General features: G+C 42.5%; 21 protein-coding genes, 1 tRNA gene and 1 rRNA gene. 7 read left to right on the top strand and 16 right to left on the bottom strand.

Features of this window, described 5'->3' with window-relative positions:
* The 3 genes from rrf to H6G83_RS07180 all read left to right on the top strand — a co-directional run.
* Positions 1-112 (top strand): 5S ribosomal RNA (gene rrf / locus H6G83_RS36505); the annotation flags it as partial.
* Between the two features lie 283 nt (positions 113-395).
* Positions 396-1688, top strand: coding sequence for a glycoside hydrolase family 10 protein (locus tag H6G83_RS07185; RefSeq protein WP_190469091.1), 1293 nt, complete (start codon positions 396-398; stop codon positions 1686-1688).
* A 159-nt stretch (positions 1689-1847) separates the two neighbouring features.
* Entirely contained in the window at positions 1848-3443 is a 1596-nt protein-coding gene (locus H6G83_RS07180) for an RluA family pseudouridine synthase (protein WP_190469088.1), read from the top strand.
* 123 nt (positions 3444-3566) lie between these two features.
* On the opposite strand, the gene H6G83_RS07175 is transcribed toward H6G83_RS07180, so the two are convergent.
* From H6G83_RS07175 to H6G83_RS07140, 8 genes are all read right to left on the bottom strand, one after another.
* Positions 3567-3653 (bottom strand) — tRNA-Ser (locus tag H6G83_RS07175).
* Positions 3654-4425: 772 nt separating this feature from the next.
* Positions 4426-5535 carry a glutamate 5-kinase gene (proB, locus tag H6G83_RS07170; protein WP_190469084.1) on the bottom strand — a complete coding sequence of 370 codons (1110 nt, stop codon included), beginning with the start codon at positions 5533-5535 and terminating at the stop codon, positions 4426-4428.
* 276 nt (positions 5536-5811) lie between these two features.
* Positions 5812-6351, bottom strand: coding sequence for a YqeG family HAD IIIA-type phosphatase (locus H6G83_RS07165; protein ID WP_190469082.1), 540 nt, complete (start codon positions 6349-6351; stop codon positions 5812-5814).
* Positions 6352-6754: 403 nt separating this feature from the next.
* Entirely contained in the window at positions 6755-7330 is a 576-nt protein-coding gene (locus H6G83_RS07160; RefSeq protein ID WP_190469080.1) for a DUF3727 domain-containing protein, read from the bottom strand.
* A gap of 139 nt (positions 7331-7469) precedes the next feature.
* Positions 7470-7928, bottom strand: a complete 459-nt coding sequence (gene ruvX, locus H6G83_RS07155; protein WP_190469077.1) for a Holliday junction resolvase RuvX — start codon at positions 7926-7928, stop codon at positions 7470-7472.
* 85 nt (positions 7929-8013) lie between these two features.
* Positions 8014-9255 carry a GNAT family N-acetyltransferase gene (locus H6G83_RS07150; RefSeq protein WP_190469074.1) on the bottom strand — a complete coding sequence of 414 codons (1242 nt, stop codon included), beginning with the start codon at positions 9253-9255 and terminating at the stop codon, positions 8014-8016.
* Positions 9256-9456: 201 nt separating this feature from the next.
* Positions 9457-9657 carry a hypothetical protein gene (locus tag H6G83_RS07145; RefSeq protein WP_190469126.1) on the bottom strand — a complete coding sequence of 67 codons (201 nt, stop codon included), beginning with the start codon at positions 9655-9657 and terminating at the stop codon, positions 9457-9459.
* A 964-nt stretch (positions 9658-10621) separates the two neighbouring features.
* Positions 10622-12052 carry an MFS transporter gene (locus H6G83_RS07140; RefSeq protein ID WP_190469071.1) on the bottom strand — a complete coding sequence of 477 codons (1431 nt, stop codon included), beginning with the start codon at positions 12050-12052 and terminating at the stop codon, positions 10622-10624.
* A gap of 415 nt (positions 12053-12467) precedes the next feature.
* Here H6G83_RS07140 and H6G83_RS07135 point away from each other — a divergent pair, with 415 nt between their 5' ends.
* On the top strand, positions 12468-14153 hold the full coding sequence (locus H6G83_RS07135) for a M14 family metallopeptidase (RefSeq protein ID WP_190469068.1): 1686 nt from the start codon (positions 12468-12470) through the stop codon (positions 14151-14153).
* A gap of 246 nt (positions 14154-14399) precedes the next feature.
* Positions 14400-15386, top strand: coding sequence for a TauD/TfdA dioxygenase family protein (locus H6G83_RS07130; protein ID WP_242044461.1), 987 nt, complete (start codon positions 14400-14402; stop codon positions 15384-15386).
* Between the two features lie 208 nt (positions 15387-15594).
* Here the strand turns inward: H6G83_RS07130 and H6G83_RS07125 are convergent, their stop codons facing one another.
* Positions 15595-16260 carry a class I SAM-dependent methyltransferase gene (locus tag H6G83_RS07125; RefSeq protein WP_190469065.1) on the bottom strand — a complete coding sequence of 222 codons (666 nt, stop codon included), beginning with the start codon at positions 16258-16260 and terminating at the stop codon, positions 15595-15597.
* A 62-nt stretch (positions 16261-16322) separates the two neighbouring features.
* Here H6G83_RS07125 and H6G83_RS07120 point away from each other — a divergent pair, with 62 nt between their 5' ends.
* Both H6G83_RS07120 and H6G83_RS07115 read left to right on the top strand, forming a co-directional pair.
* Positions 16323-16730, top strand: coding sequence for a hypothetical protein (locus tag H6G83_RS07120; RefSeq protein ID WP_190469062.1), 408 nt, complete (start codon positions 16323-16325; stop codon positions 16728-16730).
* Between the two features lie 192 nt (positions 16731-16922).
* A complete protein-coding gene (locus H6G83_RS07115) occupies positions 16923-17696 on the top strand; it encodes a hypothetical protein (protein ID WP_190469059.1) in 774 nt (257 codons plus the stop codon).
* Positions 17697-17716: 20 nt separating this feature from the next.
* On the opposite strand, the gene H6G83_RS07110 is transcribed toward H6G83_RS07115, so the two are convergent.
* Genes H6G83_RS07110 through H6G83_RS07085 form a run of 7 tightly spaced genes read right to left on the bottom strand, consistent with a single transcriptional unit; the run spans position 17717 to position 22100 of the window.
* Complete coding sequence (locus tag H6G83_RS07110; RefSeq protein ID WP_190469056.1) at positions 17717-18076, bottom strand: DUF5615 family PIN-like protein; 360 nt, start codon at positions 18074-18076, stop codon at positions 17717-17719.
* Between the two features lie 2 nt (positions 18077-18078).
* Positions 18079-18408, bottom strand: coding sequence for a DUF433 domain-containing protein (locus H6G83_RS07105; RefSeq protein ID WP_190469053.1), 330 nt, complete (start codon positions 18406-18408; stop codon positions 18079-18081).
* Positions 18409-18452: 44 nt separating this feature from the next.
* Positions 18453-19817: a tRNA (N6-isopentenyl adenosine(37)-C2)-methylthiotransferase MiaB gene (gene miaB / locus H6G83_RS07100; protein ID WP_190469050.1), complete on the bottom strand. Its 1365-nt coding sequence runs from the start codon at positions 19815-19817 to the stop codon at positions 18453-18455.
* A gap of 55 nt (positions 19818-19872) precedes the next feature.
* Positions 19873-19983, bottom strand: a complete 111-nt coding sequence (locus tag H6G83_RS35195) for a carotenoid oxygenase family protein (protein ID WP_242044459.1) — start codon at positions 19981-19983, stop codon at positions 19873-19875.
* 5 nt (positions 19984-19988) lie between these two features.
* Complete coding sequence (locus H6G83_RS07095) at positions 19989-20414, bottom strand: type II toxin-antitoxin system VapC family toxin (protein WP_190469047.1); 426 nt, start codon at positions 20412-20414, stop codon at positions 19989-19991.
* A 17-nt stretch (positions 20415-20431) separates the two neighbouring features.
* Positions 20432-20644: a hypothetical protein gene (locus H6G83_RS07090; protein WP_190469043.1), complete on the bottom strand. Its 213-nt coding sequence runs from the start codon at positions 20642-20644 to the stop codon at positions 20432-20434.
* Positions 20645-20687: 43 nt separating this feature from the next.
* Positions 20688-22100, bottom strand: coding sequence for a carotenoid oxygenase family protein (locus H6G83_RS07085; RefSeq protein ID WP_190469040.1), 1413 nt, complete (start codon positions 22098-22100; stop codon positions 20688-20690).
* Positions 22101-22504: the final 404 nt, after the last annotated feature.

Genomic DNA, 22504 nt, shown 5'->3' with positions numbered 1-22504 from the left:
GCCTATGGTGCATTGGTCCCACTCTGAACCCATCCCGAACTCAGTTGTGAAACTCTGCTACGGCTACGATAGTTTAGGGGTTGCCCTACGCCACAATCGCTCGGTGCCAGGTTTATTTTTCTCACAACAAACCCTCTTTCTATTACGGAAGGGGGTTTTGTTCTATAATTACGTAATTATAAGGTAATCAATTGTGTATTAAAATATCTCAATTTATTTAATATGAAGTGCTTCTCAATGTAGATATTTGTGAGTTACTGATAAAATCTAACTCATTAACTATACTTACTGTGCTAAGTATGCTTCAATTTTTATTGAGGCAGAAATTTCGATGCACCGCATTGAATTACTACTAATGAACCATTCTTTAGTAAGCAATAAAGCGGGTAAAATCTATGGCTAGTAAGTTCTATTACAAATTCATGGTGTGGCGCGTGGGGGTGGCTAAAGCATTGTTTAAATCAATGCACTTAAGCAGCATTTTTTACAAGTGGCGACTTAGACAGGCAAAGACTTATCGTCGAACTTTGCTCAAGAGTGTTTTCCCTATTTTGATCTTGATATCTTTTGTCACAGTATTACTGGTAAATAGCTTTATTCCTGCTACATCTCAACTACCCCGGCAAGAAATTCGTGGGGTTTGGATGACTAACAATGATTTTGATATCCTTAGAGATCGTCTCAAGGTGCAGGATGCTATGAGTAAACTACGGCGGTTGAATTTTAACACAGTCTACCCCGTGGTTTGGAATTCTGGCTATGTAATGTATCCTAGCGCTGTAGCACAAAGGGCTGGTATCCAACCTTTTGTATTTCGTGGGACGGATGGACATGATATTCTTGCGGATGTGATCAATCAAGCACATCGCCGAGGTTTGTTAGCTATTCCTTGGTTTGAGTTTGGTTTTATGGCTCCTCCAAGCTCAGAATTGGCTATGAACCATCCAGAATGGTTAACTCAAAAGCGTAATGGTGGGCAAACTTCAATTAGCGCTGCTGGTGAGGTGGTTTGGCTGAATCCTTTTCACCCGCAAGTTCAACGTTTGATTAGTGACCTCGTGCTGGAAATAGTTACTAACTACGATGTTGACGGTATTCAGTTTGATGATCACATGAGCTTGCCTCATGAATTTGGTTACGATAAATATACTGTTGCTTTATATACTAAAGAGACTAAAAATCCACCGCCTGCTAATGCTCAAGACCCTGCATGGGTGCGCTGGCGTGCTGATAAAATTACGGGGTTTATGGTACGGCTAAACCAAGCTGTAAAGGCGAGAAAGCCTAACGTAATTTTCTCTGTATCTCCTAACTATTATGATTTTGCTTACAAGTTCCAATTACAAGATTGGCTGGCTTGGATACGGTTAAAGATTGTAGATGAACTTATTGTGCAAGTTTATCGTCCTAATTTGCCAAGTTTTACCTCTATTATCACTCGTCCTGAAATTCAAGAAGCACAACGAGTCATACCCACTGGGATCGGGATTATGACAGGATTACGCAATAATGCTGTTCCTATGTCACAGATTAAATCTCAGGTGCGGACTACGCGAGAACGTGGGTTGGGAGTGGCTTTTTTCTACTACAGTAGCCTTTGGGATTATAACCCAGAACAATTAGATGAACGCCAAGCTGGTTTCCAGGCTCTTTTTCCTAATCCGGCACTTCGTGCAAGGATTGAGTAATGTTGTTGGTACAAGTATAAACTAGTGGTTGATGTTCAAAGTTTTGATAGGTTTTAGTAAGGGCTTTGGTTGTCAACAATTAAGGATTAAAGTCCTTACTACAAACTATTTTATCCATTGGATTTGTCATTATACCTTTTATGGAGGTTGTCAGATTTGATGGGTGATAATTTGTCCGCTAACTATTGGTATGAAGGGTATTGTCTGCAATCTGGAGAGTTGTTGAGGTTGCCTCGTACTGCTCTAGTGGAGGCGATCGCTCGTGGTTTAATGGCAGAATTGGCTGATGATGAGCTACACTCTCGTGAAGGGAAAATGTATGGCATCTTGCTGGTGGAAACGCGGACTGGTGAAAGACGGGTACTGAAGGCTTTCTCTGGGTTGCTAAATGGTGAAAGTGTAGTCGATGGTTGGGTTCCACCGATTCCAGGGAGAGAAAAAGTTGCCTTGGATGAGGTGCGGACTTTGGCTGAATTAGATGCTATTAAGCAGGAGTTGATTACTCTCAACCAACTACCAGAAAGAAAAAAGTATGAGGCTGTTGCGCTTGAATTTGATCAGCAGTTGCAAGCAATGAGCGATCGCCACCGTCAACGCAAGTATCAAAGACAACAGCAGCGTCAGTTATTATCCGCAACTCTTTCACCAGCAGCAATTACTGCTGCTTTGCAACAGCTTGATGAAGAAAGTCGTCAGGACGGGATGGAAAGTCGACGATTGAAGCAAGAACGGGATATGGTATTGCAACCATTAGAGGAAGCGATCGCCACAGCAAATGCTAGGATACAGTACCTCAAGCAAAAGCGGAAATCCCTATCTCGACAATTGCAGGCGCAGATGCACGCTGCTTACACTTTGATGAATTTTTTAGGACAATCTGCATCATTGCAGCAATTAATGCCGAGTGGTTTACCTACGGGAACAGGAGACTGTTGTGCGCCTAAACTACTGCATTATGCGGCTACTCATGGACTGAAACCCTTAGCAATGGCTGAATTTTGGTGTGGTTCATCTTCTCAAGATAAGGTTCAGGGTGAGTTTTACGGTGCTTGCGAGGAACGTTGTCAACCGTTGATGGGGTTTTTGTTGTCGGGGTTGAAATCTCACTCTTCTACCCTAGATTTTGGTAGTCATGTGATTTATGAGGATGAATGGCTGATGGCTGTGAATAAACCTGCTGGGTTGTTGTCAGTTCCGGGACGTTATCTTGACAGCCAAGATAGTGTTGTTAGTCGTTTGCGTCATCTTTTACCTGATGAGAAGATGCTGGCTGCTGTACATCGCTTGGATCAGGATACATCGGGTATTCTTTTACTAGCAAAGGATAGCCAAACCTATCGTCAACTTAATCAACAGTTTCAACACAGACAAGTTTATAAGGTTTATGAAGCTATACTTGCAGGAGTTATCAGCACAGATGCAGGGATAATTGATTTGCCATTGTGGGGTGATCCCCAGAACCGACCTTATCAGCAAGTTGACTGGCAACATGGTAAACCTAGTGTGACAGAGTATCGTGCGATCGCCAGAGAAGGATATTACACCCGTATAGAATTTGTTCCACTTACAGGACGCACCCATCAATTGAGAGTTCATGCGGCGGATGCACAAGGATTAGGGGTGGTGATTTTAGGCGATCGCTTTTATGGTTGCACTGCTGGGGTAACTCGCTTACACTTGCACGCTAGAGAACTCCGCTTTCAGCATCCGCACTCAGAAGAGACTATTCAATTACAAGTGGAAACGCCATTTTAACTCTGTTTTGTCACTTTAGGCAGAGGAAAAATAGAATTTAGATATTTTTAAACCCAACTCAATTTTTCAGAAAAAACTAAACTTTTTGATTTTTGCTGAGATGGCAGGGTAAGGTGGTAAAAACGGAGAGGGGGGGATTTGAACCCCCGAAGGACTTGCATCCTTAACGCATTTCGAGTGCGTCACCATCAACCACTCGGACACCTCTCCAGATATTGATTCAGAATGGATTGTGAAATTGAGAAACTGCTGATACAGAGTTTCCTTTAGTCATAATAGCATCTCGCTACGTCAAGCGATCGCCTGAGTACTAATTTATTATTGTCTGTTAATCTCACCCTGAGAATGCAAAGATAGAGGGTATATGTGGAGCGAAGAATTTCTGATGGCGATCGCACACCTGATTTTTTTGGTAGCTAATGTGCAAGGTCACTCTATCCAGATACATACAAATGTCATGAGATTGTAATATTGATGCCAAACGCCTATGTAATATTAAATCCAGGCTAAAAGATAAGCTCTGTACGAAAGGTGGGTTTTCCTACCTTTTACTTATATATAGGTCTAAATTGCTTTTTTACGGTTGATTATTGCGGCTAAAGTAATTTAACCCTGTTACCCAACGGGGTTTTCTTTTTTCACAGTAGACTTCTTGCATAAATACTTTGGCGTTGCGGACAATATTATTTTAAGGCTCACGCATTCGCCGCAAGGCGTTCTCGCAGAGTAGGCGCTAATATCGTGTCCGGTAAAAGACTTATCATTAAGACTGCAAGGGGGTAGGGGGAGAAAGAGTTTTCACCTTTTTGCACAGATGCACCGAATTACAACTAATTAGGCGGACATAATATAAGACGCAAAGAAGAACGCAAAATAATAAGTCTTAAAGTTATGTATTTTGCTTGTTTAATTATTCGTGCAAGAGGTCTAGTCATTAATATTTGTTCTCTAGCCTCTAGCTTCTAGACCCTAATCCCTATTTTTAAGTCAAGACTAAGTTATCTCGGTGAATGACGGTTTCTGCACCGATGTAACCTAAAATTGTGGGAATCTCTTTGGAATGACGACCGCAAATTTTTTGTAAGTCATGGCTGTTATAATTAACTAGCCCTCTGGCAATTTCGTTACCTTGGGTATCTAATAACTGCACAGCATCTTGCGGATCAAAATCACCTTCAACTGTTTTGATTCCGGCTGCTAATAAGGATTTACCAGCTTGGACAATTGCGGTGATCGCACCTGAATCTAAATATAATTTACCAGCAGGTACTAAACCGTAGGCAATCCAACGTTTACGAGCAGAAGTTGGTTCTGGTTGGGGTTGAAAATGAGTCCCTATCATTTCCCCTTGTAAGATTTTCTCAATATTACGGGGAAATCGCCCTTGAGTTATGACAGTACGCACTCCCGCCGCGATCGCAATTCTGGCGGCGGAAATTTTTGTCACCATCCCGCCAGTACCCCATTGAGAACCTTGAGTTCCTGTTTGCACCTGTAAGTCTGCTAATTCTTTGATGCTAGTTACTAAAGATATCGGTTGAGCATCGGGGACAAAACGCGGGTCGGCTGAGTATAATCTATCTACATCCGTGAGTAAAAACAGCCAGTCTGCCTCAACAAGACTAGCAACCAATGCTGAGAGTGTATCATTATCACCAAATTTCAGTTCCTCTACCGCGACTGTATCATTCTCATTAACTATAGGAATAACTCCCAGCGCTAGTAATTCCCGAAAGGTATTGTAAACATTCAAATAACGGCTGCGCTGTACCAAATCGCTACGGGTGAGCAAAACTTGGGCGATTGGCTGTTGCAAGGTGGTAAATAAATCGTCATATACACGCATTAATCGACCTTGACCGACTGCTGCTACTGCTTGTTTGAGGGCGATCGCTTTGGGACGTTCGGTTAAACCTAAACGCGCACAACCCACCCCCACCGCACCAGAGGAAACTAAAATCACGCGATTACCTTGCTGTCTCAGATAACAAAGCGTTTCCGCTAAAGTCGCAATGGTAGAAAGCGCTAATTGTCCAGTTTCCGGTTGCGTGAGGCTAGAAGTGCCAATTTTGACGACAATTGTTTTGGTCATTGGTTATTAGTCAACAGTCAACAGTCAACAGTCAACAGTCAACAGTCAACAGTTTTCACTCTGGACTATGGACTGTTGACTATGGACTCTGGACTAAATTTTAAAGCGCCAGTCCTTCTATAGGTGAAGGCTGACGCTTTACTAGTTTATATTGATTTATTATGCACTAGAGTCTTTTTTTGCTGACTCCATCTTATTAATACCTATATTCTCCGAAATTTTGCTGATCATCGTCTTTCTTAATTATTTCTTTAGGTTCTATTTGTTTAAGGATTATTACTTGTTGTAACTTTTTGTATGTTCAGGATTAATTGAGGCTCCTAAAATCTCAGAAAACCAAACTTCAAAATTGCGGATGGGATGAGAGCGCAAAGCCGCTTCAGGATGGACGATTGGCTCAACTAAAATAGTAAACATACCTAAACGATTACCTGCTAAGACATCGGTAAATAAGCGATCGCCCACCATCCCCACCTGCTCAACTGGTAAATTCATTGCTTGTAAAGCTGCTCTAATTTTGCGCCGCGAGGGTTTGGCTGCACCCAAGTAGTAAGGTATGTTTAAGGAGCGAGCAATACCACCGATGCGGGCTTGGTTGAGGTTATTACTTACTAGCCACAGCGCCGTATGGCTGCGAATCTCTTCTACCCATTCCTTCAATTCTGGCGAAGCTTCTCCGACTGTAATTGGTACTAAAGTTTCATCTACATCCAACACCAATCCCTTGAGTTTGTGATGTTGAATAACATCTAGGGTAAGGTTTAATACTGAACCCGCCAAAATTAAATCAGGCTGTAAAAATTTGTTCCAAGTCATACAATTTTAGATTTTAGATTTTCGATGTCGGATTGAGCATTTTTTGTTTAAGGCTAAATATCCTTAAAACTCAAGTTAGTTTTCATTGAGTACGGTAACAGTTCCCAATGCTAAGTCTGTATTGAGGACTAAAGTCCTGACTACGAAATCAATAGGCCTGTCACCTGTTCCCTACCATAGAATTCAAAATGCCAAAACCCACATATTCTGAGATTTTGGCATTTTACTAGATGTAGATTGATTACCGTTGTAACTGAATCACAAAGTTAGTCAACCAATAGTTACTAGAACGGTTTGATCCTTGGCATCAAATTGGACTATGGTGCAACTAACTATACTTCGTTTTCTGCAAATTAAAAATCAAAAATGTGATATTTTAATTTTTAATTGAAAACTTTTGATTTTATTCAACTTCGTTGAAAAGTTGTTCTTCTAATAAGGGTTGCACCTTGCGAAACTCCTCCGGGGAGAGTAAAACAGGTTCGCCAGTTTTTGTAATTTTGGCGAAAAATAGCAGAGGATCAAGAGGCGTATAAATTGCATACTCCTGATCATCATGATAGAAGTTAGCAAGTAGCTGGAGTTGTTCTGGTTCCAAATCAGCCGCTTCGTCTTCAATTTCGAGAGTAAATAGCTCTGATTCTTCTACAGGAGGTAAATCACCAGCTACTGTTAAAGCGTAGGCTGTTTGTTTGAGTACCAAGTTTTGCTCTGCTAGGACAGCCTGAGCGGTAGCAAAGAGGTCATCAATAATGGCATCATCAAATTCTACGAGAATTGCTTCTTCGTTTTCGTCATCGCCTTCCCAAGCAAAAATTTCAATGGGTGAATCGACAGGAAGTAGTAAAACATATTCTTGTTCATCCACTGTGAGCGAATGTTCAACATAACATTCCAGCGATCGCCCTTTTTCATCGGTTAAGGTGATGGAACCTGTCGGATCATGGTCGTTATCTTCAGAAAATGGGGAGGAAAACATAGCCAAGGTATGAAACTTTATAAGTACCAGCAGATGTGAAAGCAGCCTTACTTTTGAATGACAATTATGTCAAGCAAAAAGCTTTAGACTTAGATACAACTGCTATGTAACAGCTTTCAGAATATCACGTTCAAAGGTATCAATACTCGACTGCTATCGCCGAACTCTGAGCATTAGTGCGCCTAGCATCCAACCACTGCTGCAAAATCAATGCTGCGGCTTTGCGATCGATTAAGCCTTTGTTGCGTGATGGGGAACGATTTTCAGCTATGAGCATTTGTTCTGCTTGGAAAGAAGTCAGGCGTTCATCAACGTATTCCACGGGTAACTGCAAAGCCTTAGCCAGCCTTGTAGCAAACTTCTGCACTTGACGAGCTTGAAACCCTATAGAACCGTCCATTGAATATGGTAGACCCACCACGAGAACTTCTACCTGACGCTCCTTGACTATATCTTGTATCTGCTGGACATCTCGTGCAAAAGATGTACGCTCAACGGTGGTGATCCCAGTGGCGATCAACCCAGTGCGATCGCACCCTGCTACACCAACTCGCTTGCGTCCCACATCCAGTCCCAAAGCTGAAATATATTTAGTCATTAGTCATTAGTCATTAGTCATTAGTCCATAGTCATTAGTCATTCTTCTCTGCTCCTCTGCTTCCCAGTCCCCATCTCCCCAGTCCCTACTCCCTACTCTCATCTACTGGCTCTTGTTGACTTGAGGATTCTTTTAGTCCAAAGGCCATAGGTTCTGATGGGTTGGGTACGGGAATGTCTGGGGATGACTGCTGTCCGGTATTTACCCATGACATACCCCCAGGTATAGGTTTACGTGCTGGTTGTAGCCCTTGGAGGACATCAGTCCATTGGATACCTTCCAAGGAGACAAATTTTGACTCCCGCAGTTTGTGCCAGACTGAGCGAGACATGATTAGGGTGTGTTCTATACGTTTTGCACCAATACGCTCTAAATATTCTTCTCGCTCTGGCTGGTAGTCAGAGGAGGCTAGTTGTAAGCCTTGTTGGGGAAAATCTTGTGCAATACGCGCTAGCTGAGACAGTAATTCTGGATATAGCCAAGTATAAGCAGGGTGAACTGTCAAGGTAGCAACGTGGGGAGTTTCACCTTTGCGGTCTAGTTGTACTTGAAAATAACCGATCGCTGCTTTGCGTTGGGGTTCAAATACGTAGCCACTTACTACTTCAATTTTTGTTACCCATTGTTTGATCGCATCTCTAATTGCGCCGAACAAACTGGTTTTAAAATCGCGGGTATTGCGATCAAACACTTGGCGCACTAATGGCGGCATTGATGCTGTATCTAATTGATACAACAACTGGGCATCAGCATTACTTACTGGCAACAGATTGGGTAAATCTGGCTCGGCTTGTGCTAATTCCCTTAATAAATCGGGGTCAATTTCCCAGTAGGTCATTTCTGCCAAACGCTGAAACCCATTTTGCCGATAAAGTGCTAAGGCTTCTATATCGTTGACATTAACCTCTAACAGCCAAGTACGAGCTTCGACAATTGTTTCAAAACAGTGGCGTAACAGTTGTGAGCCTATACCTTGCTTATCGACAGCCCGATCCAACACTACCCGATCAACTCGCCAAGTACTGCGCGTTCTGTTGAAGGGCGAAACTTGAATCATTCCTAACAGCATCCGCCCCTGTTCGGCTACGTAAGCACAAAAACGGTACTGTAGCGGGTTGGGAAACCAACTCAAAAACTTGAGTAAACCATACCAGCGACGCAGCCATTGCATTTGATTAGCAACAGCACTAGCACCGTGGGCTGTGTCGGCCGCAAATGATTCTTGAGATATCCGCTCGATTCCGTCCAGATCCCGGTAATGGACTGGCCGGATGACAACGCTGAGATTGCGGGGGAGTAGTGAGGTCATTTTGTTTTGGGCTGCCATTTAGCCTTAACGGATTGGATCGGGGGAGATGCTGCAATAATTTTAACGGCTTTATGCTCTTTACTCTTGCACCCAAAGGGTGATTTTCGTAACTAAATGCTGAAAAACCAGAAAAAGCAGACTCGTAGGTAACACTTTCTTGGTGAAACCAACGATATCCGCTTTTATTTTATTTGATTTTTTGTTAATTTATATTTTATATTATAACCCTTGCCGAGAAACGAGTTTTTCAAAATTGGCTTGGGTTTGATGCAGTAATTGCTGTCTACTGTCTTCTATGGTCTGTTGCAAGGGTGGAACTAGATTCCGAGCTTGTAAAGTCATGTGTAGCTGGAGGTGGGCAACATACTCACTAATGTCTTCTTTGGGTAGAACTGTGCCGTTTAATAAGTTTGATTCGATTGCCACCGTATTCTCCTTATCCTCTTTTACAATCGCTTTACATTATCAAAACTTATCATGTTGTTTCACTTCGCTTCTTACTTTGCAATGAAGTTTAACTAATTGGGGACTGGGCAGGTTTTTAATTGCGATCGCTCGCTTTTTTGGTTTCCTTACTATTCCCCAAGCACAACGTGCTTTGTCCAATCAACTCGATCTAGTTTTTTCTTTCTTTGTATGAAACCACCCTGCTTTTCCCCTGCTGGGAGCGGCTAGTGGCGTGATCGGACTAAAATGTAGCGATAGATTTGGATAAATTTGAACGCAGATAAACGCATATGAGGGTAGGGGCGCACAGATGTGCGCCCCTACAGATCATTGATGTGTGGCAAAGATTTTTTGAATTGGTATTAGAGAGAAAACTTATTACAGTTAGTAGATTTATGGACAAATATCCTAAATAGCTACTTTACCCGGAGTAATCCGAGAAGGGCAAACTGCTTTTGCCCTCTATCCCTAAGCTAAAAGCCGCAGGGACTACCTTTCCAATAACAATTCAAAATTCAAAATTCAAAATTCAAAATTAAAGACATTTTCAGTCGGGGATTTAAACCCCGACTGAAAATGATACTACGTATAGACGTAGGGGTCTTAAACCCTTTTATTTACGATAACATTCAAACTGGCACATCTTTTCTAGTAGCTATTTTACTACAATTGGGTATATGTGAACCTAAAACCATTGAGTATTTACAACAGTATTTTAGCCCGGTCGCGCCACTAGGGTGGGTTACTTCCCCAGTCTCCAGTCCCTGACAGGTGTAGGTTTTTTATTGGTGTTCCAAAAACCTTGGTTTGGGGTGTAAGGGTGTAGGGTGTAGGGGTGTAGGGGTGGATGAAACAATGATTTTCTCGTTAGTTTTATAGTCCTTACTCACTGCTATATTAAAAACCTACACTTGTGAGAGTCTCCAGTCCCCAGTCCCTACTTCCCTGGTTCTTGGACGAAGAACAAGGGAACTATGGCTACTAGGCGCAACGCAGTGGATAGAATGAATACGGCAAATAAACCTCCGTACTGAGGAAACTGGGCGATAATACTACCTATGGTTGTGCCTAATGCACCACATACCCCAGCCACGGCGGAGGCGATCGCAAAATATATTGACTGGTTTTTAGTTGGGGCAATATTTAGCTGGATATTGTTATTACATAAGTCTATTGCTGCCCAAACTCCACCGAGCAATATATGTAATAAAGGAAACCACAACCAAATCCCCCAAGTATCTGCACCAATTCCCAGCCAAAGTAATGGGGTGAGTGCTACTAAAATACCGATAACAATTAAAATCAGTCGATTGCCTATCTTATCTGCTAACTTCCCCCAAAAAATCAGCATCAGCAAATTTGCTCCGGCTTGCAGACTACCATATAGCGTTACCCAACTCACGTCTAGATTGAGTGTGTCTAGCATATAGAGGTTAAAAAAAGGGGAGCTAATGTTGACAGCTAGCATCCAGCAACCGAAATAAAACAGAAAAGTTAAGAAATTGGAGTTTTTCCAGATGCTGAACGAATCATTTTGTGGCGGGGTAATTTCGCTTGTGGTATCGGGTATATGACTAAGTTTAGTTTGTTGGGGGGGTTGAGCGATGGCGTTCCGCCCAGCGTAGCTGATCGCATTTTGCCATTGCGGATTTACATCTACCTTGAAGTATTGACATACTAAACTTAAAATTCCAAAAAATATACTGATAAAAAGTAATAAACCGTAACCTTGAATAGTTCCCTGATACCAATGAGAGACAAACAACCCAGCCAAAGGTACACAAATTAAATTAGTAAAACTAGCTGCGCTATTACGTAACCCAAAATACCTACCTCGTAAGCGTCGAGGTACAATCATTGCTAACCAACTTAGCCAAGAAGGACTCCCTAATCCTCCTAACAAATTGGTGATTAAGAGAATTGATAATGTTAATATTTCTAATTGTTGAGCATTGATGTTTCCCCAACTGAATAAAATCACCCCGATAAATAAAATCAGCCATAAGCAGCGAGCAGTGCCAAAAATCCACATAGAATATTGAAAACGGCTAGTGGTAAGCTCAGATAAGTAAGCGCCTAAAGGTTGAATCAAGTTCACCAGCATGGGGATAGAAGACAACATCCCAAATATCACTGGGCTAGCATCTAACTCGATTAAGAAGTTACTCAGCAAAATTCCCCCAGTACCCAAAGAGTAGACTGTGGCGAATACAGAATCTACAGTTGATGCTTTCAAGCTTGTGCGAATTGCATCTTTGGGAATGCGGAGAGTTGATTTATTGGTAAGGGTGAGGGTTGCTTCTGGTGGAGTAATGGGGAGAATTTCTGTATTCAGAGTAGCCGCAGTTTCAATAGAGACATAATCCATAGTTATAGGAGAAAATTATCCTAGTACAAACAGCCATATTTACCCAAGCCTAAGTCGTATTTTTACTTATACTATGGTGTCTGAGCATGACCCCAAGGAAATAATTATAGACATCCCATAGCTATATATTTAGGACTTACGCATAAAAACGAAAAATCAAGGGTTTGGGCAAGGGTGTAGGGGTATAGGGGTATAGGGGTGTAAATCTTTAAAACCCTTACACCCTTACCCCCCTACACCCTGTCTCAACAGATAACCTTGGTGCGTAAGTCCTGATATTGTGAGTGAGGGGAGTCTGATAGGTGTGGGTTTTTTCGTGGAATTGTCAGCACTCCCCACTCCCCAATAACAGTGGTATTGAAAAACTTTACTGAAAATATTGTAAATTCATTAACAACGGGAGCAGAGTTTGATTATGCCGGATGTTCGCTTTGATAAGTATTACCGTTACGAGGAACTGACAGCAATTGTGCATGGTTACGCACAGGAGTTTCCGCAACTCATCAAAATAGAAAGTATCGGTAAAAGTTATGAAGGTCGGGACATTTGGCTGTTGACAGTTACTAACTTTGCTACGGGTACAGATGCAGAAAAACCAGGGTTATGGGTTGATGGTAATATCCATGCGATTGAACTCGCACCTTCTAGTGTATGTCTCTACTTTTTGCAAACTTTAGTTACAGCCTACGGTACACACCCAGATATTACCCGTTGTTTAGATAGTCGCGTCTTCTATATTTGTCCCCGCGTTAACCCTGATGGGGCGGAGTTGGCTTTGGCGGATAAACCAAAGTTTTTGCGTTCTTCAACCCGTCCCTATCCCCATGATGAGGAATATAACGAGGGGTTGGTGATGGAAGATATGGATGGTGATGGGCGGGTTTTACTCATGCGTATTCCCGATGATAATGGGGCTTGGAAAGTCTGTCCTAGTGAACCGCGTTTGTTGGTGCGTCGTGAACCGACGGAAACGGGTGGTCAATATTATCGTGTGTTACCGGAAGGATGGATAGAAAATTACGATGGTGTGGAAATTAAGGTTCAGCGTCCCAAGGAAGGGTTAGATTTGAACCGCAATTTTCCGGCGTTGTGGCGACAGGAGTTTGAACAACCAGGTTCTGGGCCTTATCCCACATCTGAGTCGGAGGTGCGATCGCTCGTTCAATTCGTGACTACTCATCCTAACATAACTGGGGCTATCACTTTTCATACCTATAGCGGCGTTCTCATCCGTCCTTACACCGATAGAAGTGATGATGAGTTTCCGGTGAATGACATCCGCACTTATCAAAAAATTGGTGATAAGGGTACAGAAATTACAGGCTACCCAGCTATCTCTGCCTTCCATGATTTCCGTTATGACCCCAAAGATTGTATCACGGGTACATTCGATGATTGGGCTTATGAGTACCAAGGTTTATTTGCTTGGACTGTAGAAGTATGGAGTCCGCAGCGTCAAGCTGGTATTACTGATTATAAGTATACCGATTGGCAACGAGAACATCCGTTAGCAGATGACCTGAAATTGCTAAGTTGGAATGATGAACAACTGGGTGGCAAGGGTTATGTAGATTGGTATCCTTTTGAACATCCTCAATTGGGGAAAATCGAATTAGGTGGTTGGGATACCATGTATGCTTGGGCAAACCCACCTGCAAATTTTCTAGAGAAGGAAATAGCCTGTTTTCCTGAGTGGTTGGTTTGGCATTTGTTAATCTCCCCTCGCTTGGAAATTTACGATGCTAGTTTTCAAAGTTTGGGTAATGATTTGTATCGAGTGCAGTTGGTGGTGCAAAATACAGGTTGGCTACCTAGTTACGTCACCCAAAAAGCTTTAGAGAAAAAGCTGGTACGAGGTTGTATTTTTGAGATTGAATTACCTGCGGGTGCGAGTTTAGCAGTAGGTAAAGCACAAGAAGAAGTTGGTCAATTGGAAGGACGCGCTTATAAATCTTCAACCCCTACCAGAAGACAAAGCGATTCTACAAGCGATCGCACCAAGGTAGAGTGGGTAGTACGCGCCCCTTCTGGTACTACGGTGCAACTATTAGCCCGTCATCAACGCGCTGGTGTTGTCCGTACTGAATTGACTTTATTGTAGTTAGTAGAGTGCGTCAGTATGAATATTTTCTTGGTGGAGTTAGGGTTTATCGTACTGACGCACCCTACATTTTAGATACTTTTTGCTCTGGAAGTCCCTAAAAAGCCTAATTTTCGGCTGCTTAAAATAATGTAAAACTAAAATACGGTAATTTGGTCGATTTACTGTAGAATAGATTTCAACGAAGAACGCTTTTTATGTTGCTTACGCCTGACGGCAACATAGGAAGCGGACTTTGCCAAGTTTATGGATAAAATGGAGACTCAGATGGGTTACAAGCATATCGAAGTTAAACCTACATCCGGTTTTACTGGTGCAGAAATCGGTGGTGTAGACCTTTCAACACATCTAGAAGATGAAGTCATCGCAGAAATTCGCAAAGCACTATTGAAGTGGAAAGTTGTCTTCTTTCGCAATCAAAATATTGATCATGCTGCCCAAGTGGCGTTCACGGCTCGTTTTGGCGAAGTCACCTACGCCCACCCCCACGAAGACGAACCTATCGAAGAACATCCCCAAATTCTGCCAGTTGACCGCAGTCGCTACGAACGCAAGAATGGCTTGCGTCGTTCCAGCTACGAAAGCCGTTGGCACACCGATGTCACCGCCGCAGTTAACCCACCTGCGGGGTCAATTCTCCGGGCTGTTAACGTTCCTAGTGTTGGTGGTGATACACAGTGGACTAATTTAGTTGCAGCCTACGAGGGTTTATCAGCACCCTTGCGTGAGTTGGCAGACAAATTAAAAGCCGAACATCGGTTCAATGCGCGTTTACGGATACCCAGCAATAGCAAACTAGCTCAACGTATAGCAGCTAATCCCATAGTTTCCATCCACCCAGTAGTGCGGGTTCATCCTGAGACAGGCGAACGTGCATTGTTCGTCAACCCTGGTTTCACCTCCCACATTCTGGACGTATCACCACAAGAAAGCGAGTTGCTGCTTGAGTTATTCTTCAAGCAAATCACCAAGCCAGCCTACACCACCCGCTTCCGTTGGCATAACGGTGACATCGCCTTCTGGGACAACCGCGCCACCGCACATTTAGCGCCTCAAGATTTGGATCATATAGAAGTTGAGCGTGTGCTATATCGTACTACCATTACTGGTGATATCCCTGTGGGTGTCGATGGTTTCCGCTCCGAGATAGTTGAAGGTGAGATATTTAATAGCGAATTACCAACAGTTTTAAAGAATAAAGCTGAGAAGGTTGCAGAACCTGCGCTTGCTTAAATCAGTTATCAGTTATCAGTTATCAGTTATCAGTCCTGACTGCGTATGGTGGGGGATCAAAAAGCGCTAAAATACGCCTTCCACCAATTGGTGTGGTGTTTCACTTTCGTATTTAACTGATAGCTGTTCACTGTTCACTGTTAAAGTGAGTAGAGACGTTCTATGCAACGTCTCTACATTATTTATAATTTACGCATGAAGCATTCAATTAACCCCGCTTGAGTGCTAGGGTAAGTCCGTCACCGATGGGAACTAGTGAAAGTGTTACCCTTTCGTCATCGTGCAATTTTTCATTTAAAGCACGGATGGCTTGGGTACTTTGGTCTTGAATTTGAAAGTCTGCAACTCTTCCAGACCATAAGACATTATCAATGGCAATTAAGCCACCAGGACGGACTAGTTGCAAGGCGCGTTCGTAATAAGCATCATAATTTTCTTTATCTGCATCGATGAAGGCAAAATCAAAAGTTCCCGCTTGTCCTTCTGCCAAGAGTGCATCTAATGTCTGGACTGCGGGAGCTATTCGCAAGTCGATTTTATCAGCTACGCCTGCTTGCTGCCAATAGCGGCGGGCGATCGCAGTAAATTCTGCACTCACATCACAAGCTATAATTTTGCCATCCGCAGGTAGCGCCAAGGCTACAGACAGTGAACTATAACCAGTAAATACACCCACTTCTAGAGTTTTCTTGGCTCCTAGTAATTGTATCAGGAGTCTCATGAACTGCCCTTGTTCGGGAGATATCTGCATTCTGGCGTAGGGATGGTTAGCAGTTTCTTGACGCAGTTTCCCAAGAATTTCCGGTTCTCTGATAGAGGTTGTTAAAAGGTAGTCGTAGAGTTGTTTATCAAGGCCGATAGTCTGGGCTGACATACTTAATGCGAAAATTGTGGGTATGTACGGCTATACTATCGCTGAAATCTAGAAAAAATCATATGGTGCGATTATTTTTAACAGCAGTATTACTGATATTATTAGTAGGTTGTAACAACATTGGCTTATTACCCACTAGCGAGTTAGTGCAGAAAGCGATCGCAACTCAGTTAGAACAAACTCAACAACAACTTAATCAACAGCTAGACTTAAATTTTCAAGGCTTTGAAATTAAACACCTGAAAATTCGCCAAGAAAAACCCCTGACGATTCAAAATTTACCAGCTTTCCAAGTTTTGGGAACCTACGACTTAACATTTCAGCTACCCAACAGACAGTTAACCAAACTGCAACAACCCTTTGATATTTACCTGCAAATTCAGCAAGAAGGTAAAACTTGGCGGTTGTTGCTTCCAGATAAGGCTAGTAAAGATAGTGAGGGAGTTTGGCGTAGTTATCTCATCCCGTAAATTATATATGCAGATAGAAAAAGCATCACAAAGTTTTTTGTTTAGATGCTTAAGTATAGCCATCATGAGATTAATTCGTAATTGAGCAACGTGATGTTAAGAGGATTTTTTGACAACCAATGTAGAGACGTTGCATGCAACGTCTCTACATATTCCCCTATTTCCTACAACTGAATGGAGGCAGGATATTATATGTATCTATACTTTTTTGTTAGTTCTATCACGGGAATTGTAGTTACAGTGCTGTTAGCTTTTGGTATACTGCAATGGCTACATATACCTGCGGGTAACTTTCTTGATTGGATAATTGGCGGTGCAAGTTTTTGGTGGTTGTTGGTAATTGTTACTGTTCCTTGGAATGTTCACTTCCAAGCTAAACAAGTTTTAGCGGAAGCCGCACAGTCAAGAGAACGAGATATTCCGGTGGACGAAAGACAAGTGCAATATGTCCAGAGTTTAGCTAGGCGATCGCTTTGGATAGCTTTAGGTTTACACTTATTCTCAACCATTGGTCTTTACACTCTCGCCGCCACTGGGATTAGTTCTGTCGGTTATATCGGTTCTGGTGCAGCTTTATTATTAACAATTCTTAGACCAGCAATTCGTGCTTATGAGTATATTTATGCTAGGTTGACAATGATTAGCGAGGAGTGGAAATACCCGCGTGAAGATATTGTGGAACTGCGTCATCGCTTTGTAGAATTGGAAGAGAAAGTTAGAGTTTTGGAAGACCAATTTAACTTAGAACAGCCCTATTCTTTAGCAGCAACCCAACAACGTTTTGCCGATGAAACTCGCAAAGATTTAGCAAAAATTGCTGCTAATTTAGAAGAATTGAGAGCAACAAATCACAATGAACATGAGCGTTTAACTAGGGAAGCCAGAAATGCGATCGCTCAACTTTCTACTGATGGGCAATTCCTTGATCATGTGCGGGAAATTATTCGCTTTTTTAAGACAGCTTGAGGATAGGACATAGTAATTCATCAATTGCTTGATAGTGGAAGATAATAAATTTGTCCTTCTAGTTCTCCATCTAGGCTGCATTCTAGGATAATCAGAATATCTTCTATAACCCGACCAATAGGCAAATTAAGACCAACTTCAATCACTCCAGGCATTCGCTGACCTTGTGCTAACCGTTCATAGGCGTAGAGTGTAATTGTAGCAACATCATGGGTAAGTAACACTCGATTTTCCTGTGCTGCCCATGACAATATTGTTGGATCATCTTCACCTGATAAACCAACGTCTTGGACACGGACAACATCAATATTTGAGTTACGTCGTAGTAATCCTCTGACGATGGTATTATCAAAGTTTTCATCAGCAAGCAACTTTAACATTGTTACTGTTCAGCTTGGCGGGTTTGTAATCTATTACGCAAGCTTTGAGGATTAAACCTAGACTCATTCATCTGGCGAATTTCTTGTGCTTGCTGTTGTCGTTGCTGTAGGTAGGCTTCAACTTCTTGTTTGTGTTTAAGGTAAAAAGCAATAGTGGCGTAGACATCAGCTAGCCCCAGTGACGGATAGCGATGAACAATCTCTTCTGCTGTTGTCCCTTGTTTAAAGACGGTAACTACAGTGTCTAGGGTGACGCGAGTTTTACCTACTAGAACTACTCCATCAGGATTAGTCTCTAGTGGTGCATATTCAGCTACAATTGCTAGTGTCATAAGCAATATTACAAATAATTACTATCACTGTGGTGTACATTCGCTTAAACTGACAACGCTTGACGCAGTTCTATCGGTTCACCAGTCAAGCTAAAAGCGCGAACTTCGTTAATTTTCACCTTGACTAATTGCCCTTTTAATTGGTTAATATCTCCAGTAAAGAAGGTGAGACGATTTCCTCTGGTACGTCCCATGACTTGGGTTTTGTCTTTGGGGTTTTGGTCTTCTACTAAGACTTCCTCGATGCGTCCCATGTAACGCTGCGATCGCTCGGCTGCTTTGACGTTAACTAAATGGTTTAATCTTTGTAGGCGATCGCTTTTTACTTCTTCACTCAGTTGATTTTCCCACAATGCGGCTGGTGTCCCTGGACGGGGTGAGTAGGCGGCTGTGTTTAATTGGTCAAAGCCGATATCATCCACCAATTTCAAGGTATTTGCAAACTGTTCTTCTGTCTCCCCAGGGAAACCGACAATGGCATCGGCGCTAATTGAGGCATCTGGCATATACTGACGAATGGTATCAATAATCCGGCGGTATTTCTCATGGGTGTATCCCCGCGCCATCGCCTTTAATACTTGGTTGTCACCAGACTGGAAAGGAATATGGAAGTGTTCGCAAACCTTGGGTAACTCTGCACAAGCCTTAATCAACCTCTCCGTAAAATAACGAGGGTGGCTAGTAGCAAATCTTAACCGTTCTACCCCTGGCACATCATGAACGTAATATAGTAGGTCTGTAAAGGTGTGTAGGTGTCTGCCCTCCGGTGTCACTCCTGGTAAATCTCTGCCGTAAGCGTCAATATTTTGACCAAGTAAGGTAATTTCCTTGTAACCTTGCCTTCCCAGTTGTTCCATTTCCGCGCGAATGGCTTCTGGTGTGCGGGACTGTTCCACGCCGCGCACGTTGGGAACTACGCAATATGTACAGCGTTCGTTACAGCCGTAAATCACATTTACCCAAGCTGTGACGGTGCTATCTCGCCGCGCCTGGGTGATATCTTCCATGATATGCACGGCTTCGGTAGCCACAACTTGATTTCCAGCAAACACCGACTCTAGTAAATCTTTGAGGCGGTTGGCGTGTTGTGGCCCCATAACTAAATCTAATTCTGGCACACGCCGTAATAGCGCTTCGCCTTCTTGTTGGGCAACACAACCAGCTACAACTAAGGTTAAGTCTGGCTGTTGATGTTTACGCTTCGCTTGTCTACCCAGGTAAGAATATACCTTCTGTTCGGCGTTATCGCGGATAGTGCAGGTATTGTAGAGAATTACATCTGCATTGTTGGGATCTTCGGAGAACTCAAAGCCCATGTCTTCTAAGATGCCAGCCATGCGCTCTGAGTCGGCTTTATTCATTTGACAACCGAAGGTGGTAATGTGGTAGCGGCGGTTAGAAGTAGTCATGGGAGATTATGCTGAGTTAGCTGGATGTTAAATATGCTTTGTCTTCTTCTCTATTCTATTTCATAGGATTCCATGTGCCGTGGAAACTGTGAGGAATGACGCTAGGTAATTGTAATTGACAAACTGGTGCTTGGTCTAGGCGATCACCTCCGGTGGGGCGGAGCATCGTCGCTATAATTTTGACCAGTCCTCTATTCGCAGTTCTCCAATTTGTCCAAAATCTGAGGTATTACGAGTTAGTAAAGTGGCGTTGTTAGTCAAACAAATAGCAGCAATTTTTAAATCCATATTTCCTAAACGAGGATAGGCTTTTCTTAGGCGTTGATGTTCTATAGCTGCTGTGCTGTTAAAAGGAACAATCACAATAAAGCGGTAATCTGTAGCTAGTTGCTGTAGTCCTTGATATGCTAAAATCTGATCATCTACTGTTTTTGCTCTAGATATCACATTGAGCCGACCTCTAAGTTGTTCTTGGTAGGTAATTATAGTCACTACAACGTCAACATCTTTAATAGCTGTCAGTCTTGCTAGAATGCGCTTTCCCTCTTGGTTATTACGCTGGATGAGACTGAGATGGTCGGTATCAAGAATGTACATTTTGCAATTTTAGCGACCTAATTAGCTGACTTACGCCATTCTTTTCCCAGGCGAATGGCTTCATCAAAGGTAGAGTCATTTTCAAAGCTACCTACAACTTTTAACCACCAAGGGGTTTTTTCCTGAATAACTCCAGACAGCAATTGTTTCATTTGTGCCAATTCTACCTCCAAAGTTGCCACACGCGCTTCGAGTTGTGGAGAACTTTGTTCAAGTTGCTCGGAGGTCATAGGAATCTCAGGTAAATAAAAGTTGTAGGAACATTATAGCAATTTACGCACTTTGCCAAGTGCCGTGGAAACCGGGAGGAATGACGCTAGGTAATGCTAATTTACAAACTGGTTCTTGGTCTAGGCGATCGCTATCATATACCCAAACTTCACTACTACCAGAATTGCCATCATACACCACCGTTAACACCCAATCTTCAACAGGGATCGGTTCACAAGGATAACGATTTTCTCCAAGGTCTGCTTCTGTCAGGGTATCTGTCTTGTGGTCGAAGCGGGCAATTGTATTTAACATTTCTTGGCTGATATCTGTCCCTTGACGGTATCCTGACATATATGTGTATCGTGAGGCTTGTCCGACATTTGGCGCGGCGACAATGGGAAATTCACATTGTCGGTCTAATATTTTCTCAATTCCTGTTACTTTAGCTGTTTGGGGATTAAAAATGACTCGTGAAAAGCTACTCTTAGCTGGAGTTTGAGTTTTACCTGTCGCTATTTCTTTGAGAAATTGGTTCGTTTGAAAATCTTCATAACGGGCGATATCTACAATTACTGCACCGCTATCATCTACATAACCGTTGGCAAAATGCCACTGATACCAAGGTTCTGCTTCCCCTCGACTGACTATAGATAAAGTTTCGCGGTCAATTACCAAAATCTGAGTCCCTAATTCTGGTCGCCACTTCATAGCATCACTATAGTTGCTTATTCCCAACAAAACAGGCAGCATATCTAACCGCACTGGGGGAATAAAAAATACCAGATACTGTCCTGCTAAGACAAAATCATGTACTAGAGGCAACCCATCTATCGGGTATGCTGCTTTTTGGATAATTTTCCCTGTAGAGTCGCTTTTGTAAACATTCAATTTGCCATTTAACCCGACGCTAACGCCAAAGTTAAAAATTTCTTTTGTTTTTGGGTCTTGTTTAAAATGTGCTGAATAGGGTAATCCATTAGTTAAACCCTCTAAATCATCTTCGCCCCAAGTTTCTAAAGTTTCTAAATCTAAGGCATGGGGTTTACCACCTTCCCACAATGCTAAGAGTTTATCAGGTAATGCCAACACTGAGGTATTAGCAGCATTTTTGGTTGGTTTGCGCCATTGATTCCAGACAGGCCCAGGTGCAGTCATGCCATAATTACCGTACAGGAATTTTCCGACTGTGCTTTCTTGTTGATAGCCTGTAGTTTGTACGTAGCGATAAACTGCACTAGCACCTGCATCGGTAAAGTTAACAGCCAAAATTGCCCCATCTCCATCAAACCAATGTCCGGCACGCACACCACCACGTTCTAGCCTTCCAGGGCCGTTGCGATAAAGTGTACCACGCAGTCCTGCGGGGATTTTCCCAGAGATGATTGATAATTGGGTAAGCGGAAATTCTTTTGCAGGTTCCATAACTCCACCTGCCCAAGCTTTTTGATTTAACTTTTTATCTAGTACTCGCATATCAAATTGCTAATTTATAAAACGACGATTTCCCAGAATTAGATAACGCCTATCAGCTTCGTCATTGACCAATAATAACTGTAAATATTCTAACAAAAATCTTGGTCAACAAATGGCATTACTAGAAACAGAATTGGCATTCTGTTCAGCGTTAATTCGATGATAATCTCTTTTAGATATGACTTACGCAACTGGCATATTTTTTCTGTAGGGTGTGTGAGGAGCGATAATATTTGAACGTAGTCATGAGACTTGTAGCGTCACGCACCAACCACTAATTGTGACACTTGCGTGAGTCCTGTTAGATATGATTTATAAAGTAAACCTTAAATTGTAGCGTTAAAGCAGTGACCGTATTTGCTGGTGCGTTACGGCTAATTTCTCATTTCGCCAACGCTCAAATC

It is taken from the genome of Anabaena azotica FACHB-119 (assembly GCF_014697625.1).
Lineage (GTDB): Bacteria > Cyanobacteriota > Cyanobacteriia > Cyanobacteriales > Nostocaceae > Trichormus > Trichormus azoticus_A.
The sequence above is the reverse complement of the archived record's forward strand: the minus strand, read 5'-3'. Positions and strand labels throughout refer to the sequence as shown.

Coding starts and splice junctions, on each gene's coding strand:
- H6G83_RS07185 (WP_190469091.1), top strand. CDS start 396: ATGGCTAGTAAGTTCTATTACAAATTCATGGTGTGGCGCGTGGGGGTG.
- H6G83_RS07180 (WP_190469088.1), top strand. CDS start 1,848: ATGGGTGATAATTTGTCCGCTAACTATTGGTATGAAGGGTATTGTCTG.
- proB (WP_190469084.1), bottom strand. CDS start 5,535: ATGACCAAAACAATTGTCGTCAAAATTGGCACTTCTAGCCTCACGCAA.
- H6G83_RS07165 (WP_190469082.1), bottom strand. CDS start 6,351: ATGACTTGGAACAAATTTTTACAGCCTGATTTAATTTTGGCGGGTTCA.
- H6G83_RS07160 (WP_190469080.1), bottom strand. CDS start 7,330: ATGTTTTCCTCCCCATTTTCTGAAGATAACGACCATGATCCGACAGGT.
- ruvX (WP_190469077.1), bottom strand. CDS start 7,928: ATGACTAAATATATTTCAGCTTTGGGACTGGATGTGGGACGCAAGCGA.
- H6G83_RS07150 (WP_190469074.1), bottom strand. CDS start 9,255: ATGGCAGCCCAAAACAAAATGACCTCACTACTCCCCCGCAATCTCAGC.
- H6G83_RS07140 (WP_190469071.1), bottom strand. CDS start 12,052: ATGGATTATGTCTCTATTGAAACTGCGGCTACTCTGAATACAGAAATT.
- H6G83_RS07135 (WP_190469068.1), top strand. CDS start 12,468: ATGCCGGATGTTCGCTTTGATAAGTATTACCGTTACGAGGAACTGACA.
- H6G83_RS07130 (WP_242044461.1), top strand. CDS start 14,400: ATGGATAAAATGGAGACTCAGATGGGTTACAAGCATATCGAAGTTAAA.
- H6G83_RS07125 (WP_190469065.1), bottom strand. CDS start 16,260: ATGTCAGCCCAGACTATCGGCCTTGATAAACAACTCTACGACTACCTT.
- H6G83_RS07120 (WP_190469062.1), top strand. CDS start 16,323: ATGGTGCGATTATTTTTAACAGCAGTATTACTGATATTATTAGTAGGT.
- H6G83_RS07115 (WP_190469059.1), top strand. CDS start 16,923: ATGTATCTATACTTTTTTGTTAGTTCTATCACGGGAATTGTAGTTACA.
- H6G83_RS07110 (WP_190469056.1), bottom strand. CDS start 18,076: ATGTTAAAGTTGCTTGCTGATGAAAACTTTGATAATACCATCGTCAGA.
- H6G83_RS07105 (WP_190469053.1), bottom strand. CDS start 18,408: ATGACACTAGCAATTGTAGCTGAATATGCACCACTAGAGACTAATCCT.
- miaB (WP_190469050.1), bottom strand. CDS start 19,817: ATGACTACTTCTAACCGCCGCTACCACATTACCACCTTCGGTTGTCAA.
- H6G83_RS35195 (WP_242044459.1), bottom strand. CDS start 19,983: ATGCTCCGCCCCACCGGAGGTGATCGCCTAGACCAAGCACCAGTTTGT.
- H6G83_RS07095 (WP_190469047.1), bottom strand. CDS start 20,414: ATGTACATTCTTGATACCGACCATCTCAGTCTCATCCAGCGTAATAAC.
- H6G83_RS07090 (WP_190469043.1), bottom strand. CDS start 20,644: ATGACCTCCGAGCAACTTGAACAAAGTTCTCCACAACTCGAAGCGCGT.
- H6G83_RS07085 (WP_190469040.1), bottom strand. CDS start 22,100: ATGCGAGTACTAGATAAAAAGTTAAATCAAAAAGCTTGGGCAGGTGGA.